Genomic DNA, 5,522 nt, shown 5'->3' on the forward strand with positions numbered 1-5,522 from the left:
TGAAGTATTCATTGTTATTCCAATGTAGATCATTTAGAAATTTATCCAATTCTGCTTCAGATGTAACCAATTCATATCCAAAATCATTATTGTTGGGCCTGAATTTCCAAGCCGGAGCGAAGGTTACAACACTTATATCCACCATCAAATCTCTTTTTTTACTAATTTTTTATTTTGTAACAATCTTGACTGGAATTTATTATAAAGATCATCTTGAATGTCGGTACGATCATTTTCATTTGGACCCTCAATAATATCAAAAATAATTAATCCATATTCTTCAGAAATTAAAATTGCATCGATATCATAAGCACCTTCGGCTGTACCGATGATCGGATAACCTAAATATAAAGTACCATTCAAGTCATCTTTTTGTTCAAAGTAAGTAGCTAAACGGTCCGATGATATTGGCTTTTTAGAAGCACCTCTAACAACATTTATCATTTCTCTATCTCCTTAATTCATAACTATTGTTTTTCTATTGTGTCTTCACTGCATACCCAATCAAATTCATCCCAAGAGTATTTTCTTTTTAATCCATTCAAATGTGTTTTATAGGGAATCAACCCATCGAACTGTAATCTTCCCACAACGATCCCAGGTGATATACCGTTTTCCTTCGCAAACTTCTCTATATTATCCTTACTGAAGTTCCTAGATTTTATAAAATTGTTATATATAGAAAAGGGAAGTAAGTGCTCGGAAGCAAAATCATTTGCCTGTTTCTCTTGTTGTGTCAATAATCCTGATAAACCCGTCCCTTTATTATCCATATAATCTATATACAATTCCTTCTTTCCATGAAGGAGAATATGTGCTGCTTCATGGAAAAATGTAAACCATAAATGGTCATCTGTTTTATAGCGTAAACTTAACTGTATCATTGCCTTTTCTGAGGTTAACCATCTCGCTGCTCCATTAATGTGACAGTTGGGAAGTTCATTTACAAACACCACTGCTACACCTGCTTCGGAGCAAAGGTCTTTCAGTTTTGATATGAAAATATCCGGTGACTCTAATGTAAATGACTTTATCTCCTTTAGTTTTTGTTTAAACAGAGTTGCTTTAAATGGGGAACATTGAACCTTCTGACTGGCTATTTCACCTTTCCTTAACCAAGCAGATACAGAGAAAGGATCTATATCCAACGATTCTGACTTGCGGAAAGCAAACTGAGGATCTACCAGCGCTTTACCCCACAGATCCTCCCAAGAATATACACTTGCCATGCCGAAAAAGTTTAATACCTCTTTTAGTTGGCTAACATCATCGTTTTTTTTCTGAAGCCAATTATTCTTTATCATACTCTTAATTGGAAGCTTTTTTAGCCATTCCACCTGCTTCGCTAATTCTGTTGCCTCAATTAACTCGGCAATTTTTTCATCATATCTTTTTTGTAGGCTGTTCCAAAAAGAAGCCTGAATATTTAAAACCCGCTCTAGTTGTAGTGCTGTTTGTGGTGTAATCGCTGCTTTCCCTTTGATTATTTCATTAATTGCCTTGGTAGTTTTGCCAGTCCTCTCGGCTAATTGCATTTGAGAAATACCCATTGCGTCAATAGTTTCGAGCAATGTTTCACCTGGATGGACGGCATAATTAGGATTGAATTTTAATTTATTTTTTCTTACCATGATAATCCTCCACCTCTAAAATTATTATTGAGGTTATTTTAGTCAAATCCATTCCCCCATCCTCACTAAGCGGAACAGGATCATGATCGGGTTCAAAAATTATTCGCTGAGGTTGCTGTATATCGACTGCAAATTGGCCAGCTTTTTTACCAGTTAATTGATGGCGTCTTGGGGGAGGAGTATGAGGAATTTCTGCCAAGTGATTTGCTGCAGCCAATTCATTTAATCTCCGCCGTATTTTCTTTGCGTTGTCTACTCCCCATTTGCGATCCATCAAAGATTGGTCATTACAAATTTTAGCAAGTTTATTACTTGTATAGTATATGTCCATAATCTTCTCCTGTTACAATAATATTAACGTCAAGGGTTAATTTTTTATTTAAATATATAATTAAAATACGGTACAGTCAACTGGTGTAAAACTTAATCTAAATATATTTAATAATTTCAGTAAAATATACTACTTCAAGAAAATAGACATAGATTTATCTACCGTGCTTTCGCTTGGTGGCCTTCATAAAAAAGTTTAAAATCAGAGCGGTTTAAACTTTTTGTGAAGGTAAAATCCGGCCGCAGGATTTTCGTTCAATTGTTCAAATTCATTTGGCGGTTGATAGCCCAAAGTCGAATGGATCCTCTTGGAATTGTAGAAAAACTCAATGTACTCAAACAATGATTTCTTCGCATCTTTTCTAGAAATATACTTGGTCTGATAAACGAACTCACGCTTAAGAATGCCGTGAAAATACTCGATACAAGCATTGTCATAACAGTTCCCTTTTCGGCTCATGCTCTCGTACTTTTTTAATAATGCCTGATACTCTAAGGAGGCATATTGAACTTCCGGTCAGAGTGGTGAACGACGCCTTTCCCTGGCTTGTGACGCATGTACGCCATCTTCAACGCTGAGAGGACCAGCTCCTTTGTCATGGTCTTATCCATCGCCCAGCCTACTATTTTACGAGAATACAAGTCCATTACCGTCGCCAAATACAACCACCCTCATTGGACGAAATATAGGTGAGTTCCGTTACCTATAACGGGTTGGCTTACTTGCTTTAAATTGACGTTCCAAAACGTTTTCACTTACTGGATGCTGGTGCTTTGAGTTCGTTGTTGCCTTGTATTTCTTAACGGTACAGGACCGCCACTTGTTGTTGGTCATGATGCGCGAAACCGTTCGCTCACTTACCTTGACGCTGTCTTACCGTTGCTTAAATTCGATGCTTGTCTCCTGCCGCCGTAAAAAGCAGTGAACAGTCCAGCAGGACCCCCGCCAATAATCGTGATGTCATAAACTTTTTGATCTTCTTTCACTCAAATGAGTCTGAAGATTCTCTTGAGCTAGTTTCTCGTTTTGTTTCGGCCCGTCGCTTTTTGGCCGGTTTAACGGTGTGAATGAGAACACATTACATGGCTGGTTCCAAAAAGTACGGCAAGCAGCCAGAAGTTAAGAGCGTGCCAATCTTCTCTTCGGCAGAGGCTAAGGGCGCTTAAGAAGGAGATGAGAGACCTCCTGGAGGAGAAGGGCATCTTAAAAAAGGCGATGCACTACTTCGCGAAAAGCCCTCGGTAAAATATGAATTCGTTCATAAGAATCGCTCCCGATTCCATGTGGAGAAGATGTGCAAAGTCCTGGGAGTTTCCAAAAGCAGCTACTTCAAATGACTATACCGATGTGTGTCGGTATGGCAAAAGGCAAGCGGTACGAGAAAGAATTTAAAATTGAAATCAACGAACACAACAAATCAGTAGCTCAGGCAGCTAGAGAGGTCTCTGCCCAAAGGAATACGAACTTCATACAAGGCGAGATATCTTTGGAAGAGGTTGCCAAACAAACCAAAGTTCATACTGCCGAAGGAGATAAAGAGAAAATGGATTTGCCGCATTCCTTCAGACACCCTCGTCACCCTGGATGCCCTTGTCTTAAACTAACCGCTACTACTGCCTTCGCGTCTCAGGACTTGAACCTTATAGGTTAAGCGCATGCTGGGCACACCAAAAAAGCTACCTTAAAACGGTAGCTTTTAAACCTTATTAAAGGAAATAAGTAAAATAGATTGAAGAAACATAGAGCAAAATAATTTCCACCAGCCAAATCCACGAAAAACGATTTACCGTTTGGATAATATTCCTTACGTTATATTGAAAGTGCCTTTTATTAAATAAATTGTTCAGCTCGTTCTTATCAAAAATATCCCGATAAATTCTTTTTATGGAATAAAAATATCTAACGGTTACTTTTAAATCCCTGTAGAATTGTCTCCGCGTAATAAGGAGATAACATGCGGATATAAAAAGAAAAACCATAGATAGATAATATTTTTCTTCAGTGAAAATTTTCTTATCACTATTATCTGATAAAGAATTAAATATAAAAATTGAAATAAAATATGTTAATAATGTTAGATTATTATTTTTAAAAGTAGTAATAAAATAATCAGCAACATCCCTACTTTTTACGGATAATTCTGTAGTGATTTCTGCCACTTTATTTTTTGTTTCAATATATTTTTCTACATTTTCTTTAAGATAAATTGCATGAGCAGATTGTATTGAACTTAAAGTATCTAAAGGCAAGTTCCATTTATCTTGATCGAACTTAAAATACCTCGTGATAATATTTCTAGCTAAATCTATCCTATCATTTATGTCGGCATTCATATAAACCCATTTATAAATCTCGTAAAAACTATTTGCAAACGAAAAATTAAGATTTTTAATATCCGATGTTACTTCAAGATAATTATGACCTATTATCCCTAATTGGATAGTATTGTTATGAGATTTAATATCAGATACATTAGCTAGATAGGATGCCGCAAATACAACCTTTATTTTATTAAACAAATTAAATATGTTAGTTGGTTCTCCTTCATAAATTCCACTAAAATCATTTGGTATAAAATTATATTTTGAGAAATTCTGTGGATTTGTATTAAGGATACGATTCCTTAAAACAATATCTCTTGTCTCATTAGTGGCAGGTTGATATGTTTCTACACTTCTGTTGACTGAAGCAAACAATATTGTAGAGTTCTGAAAGTAAATTTGCCCACTTGCATCATTATGTACTTCGAATTTATTGAGAGTTGAGAGATCAATATTTTTATGGAAATGGTTTAAAAGAAACAAAAGTTTCTGTTCCAATAAGAAATCGGTAAAAACCTCTAGCTCATAAATAGATATAGTAGAGTCAACCTTGTTCTTGCCCACACGATATGTTAGGGTTAAAATACTTTCCTCATCAATAATTGTATTTATATTTTCCCACAATGAAATTTGATTACTATTCTCTTTTAAGTTAAAAGAAAAAGGATCTGCTTCATTTACACTTATACTTAGAGAAACAACATCTCGTTCATTTACCAAAGAAGAAATAAACGAAATATCTCCCCAATCCAGAGAGGTTGTCAAATTGTTGATTTCAAGAGAAAGGCTATAGGATTCAAAATTCTCTACTCTTTCAAGAATTCTTATAGTATCAGAATACTTTTTTAAACAATCCAATACCCTTTCCATTGAAATCAATCCTCCTCTATTTTAAATGTATTATAAAGGTCTTCGTTTATACCCTTAATAATAAGAATCTTCTCGCCATAATTCTCATCTTCTTTTGCAATAATCACATTTTTCAAGTCTTCAATGTAATCTGATGTCCTTAATTCAATTTTATCAGAGACTTTATAGGATCGTCTAAACCTTCCCTTAACCTGTGAAACAACAATATTAAAAGCGGTATCAAAATCCTTTTTCTCCGGCAACTTTCTAAGGCGCTCTTTTAAGGTTTCTGTGTTTATTTCCTCACTTTCCGGAACGAATTCTCCTACAACATACTCAATCATTTCCCCGAAGTTAAATGAGGGGTTTGTTTGAAAGTATCCTACAACC

At 35.5% G+C, this 5,522-nt stretch carries 9 protein-coding genes; 1 reads left to right on the top strand and 8 read right to left on the bottom strand.

Annotated features, from left to right (window positions below; all coding sequences use genetic code 11):
- Positions 1-144: 144 nt before the first annotated feature.
- The 6 genes from JCM21738_RS20770 to JCM21738_RS24855 form a co-directional block, all read right to left on the bottom strand.
- Positions 145-444: a hypothetical protein gene (locus JCM21738_RS20770; protein ID WP_035210121.1), complete on the bottom strand. Its 300-nt coding sequence runs from the start codon at positions 442-444 to the stop codon at positions 145-147.
- A 23-nt stretch (positions 445-467) separates the two neighbouring features.
- On the bottom strand, positions 468-1,631 hold the full coding sequence (locus JCM21738_RS20775) for a HigA family addiction module antitoxin (protein ID WP_023613834.1): 1,164 nt from the start codon (positions 1,629-1,631) through the stop codon (positions 468-470).
- Positions 1,615-1,962: a type II toxin-antitoxin system RelE/ParE family toxin gene (locus JCM21738_RS20780; RefSeq protein WP_023613833.1), complete on the bottom strand. Its 348-nt coding sequence runs from the start codon at positions 1,960-1,962 to the stop codon at positions 1,615-1,617. Before JCM21738_RS20780 ends, JCM21738_RS20775 begins: the two co-directional genes overlap by 17 nt.
- 201 nt (positions 1,963-2,163) lie before the next feature.
- Positions 2,164-2,421: an IS3 family transposase gene (locus JCM21738_RS23635; protein WP_081742193.1), complete on the bottom strand. Its 258-nt coding sequence runs from the start codon at positions 2,419-2,421 to the stop codon at positions 2,164-2,166.
- 32 nt (positions 2,422-2,453) lie between these two features.
- Positions 2,454-2,621 (bottom strand): DDE-type integrase/transposase/recombinase, encoded by a 168-nt coding sequence (locus JCM21738_RS23640; RefSeq protein WP_081742194.1) that lies wholly within the window; start codon positions 2,619-2,621, stop codon positions 2,454-2,456.
- A 198-nt stretch (positions 2,622-2,819) separates the two neighbouring features.
- Positions 2,820-2,948, bottom strand: a complete 129-nt coding sequence (locus JCM21738_RS24855; protein WP_148296163.1) for an NAD(P)/FAD-dependent oxidoreductase — start codon at positions 2,946-2,948, stop codon at positions 2,820-2,822.
- Between the two features lie 347 nt (positions 2,949-3,295).
- On the opposite strand from JCM21738_RS24855, the gene JCM21738_RS20790 reads away from it, so the two are divergent.
- Positions 3,296-3,613 (top strand): hypothetical protein, encoded by a 318-nt coding sequence (locus JCM21738_RS20790; RefSeq protein ID WP_148296164.1) that lies wholly within the window; start codon positions 3,296-3,298, stop codon positions 3,611-3,613.
- Positions 3,614-3,668: 55 nt separating this feature from the next.
- Here JCM21738_RS20790 and JCM21738_RS20795 read toward each other — a convergent pair whose 3' ends face one another.
- Both JCM21738_RS20795 and JCM21738_RS24590 read right to left on the bottom strand, forming a co-directional pair.
- Positions 3,669-5,153, bottom strand: a complete 1,485-nt coding sequence (locus JCM21738_RS20795) for a hypothetical protein (RefSeq protein ID WP_023613831.1) — start codon at positions 5,151-5,153, stop codon at positions 3,669-3,671.
- 5 nt (positions 5,154-5,158) lie between these two features.
- Positions 5,159-5,522 (bottom strand): hypothetical protein (locus tag JCM21738_RS24590; RefSeq protein WP_035210124.1); only part of this gene is annotated, 364 nt, incomplete at its 5' end.

This window comes from Mesobacillus boroniphilus JCM 21738 (assembly GCF_000517385.1).
GTDB lineage: Bacteria > Bacillota > Bacilli > Bacillales > Cytobacillaceae > Mesobacillus > Mesobacillus boroniphilus.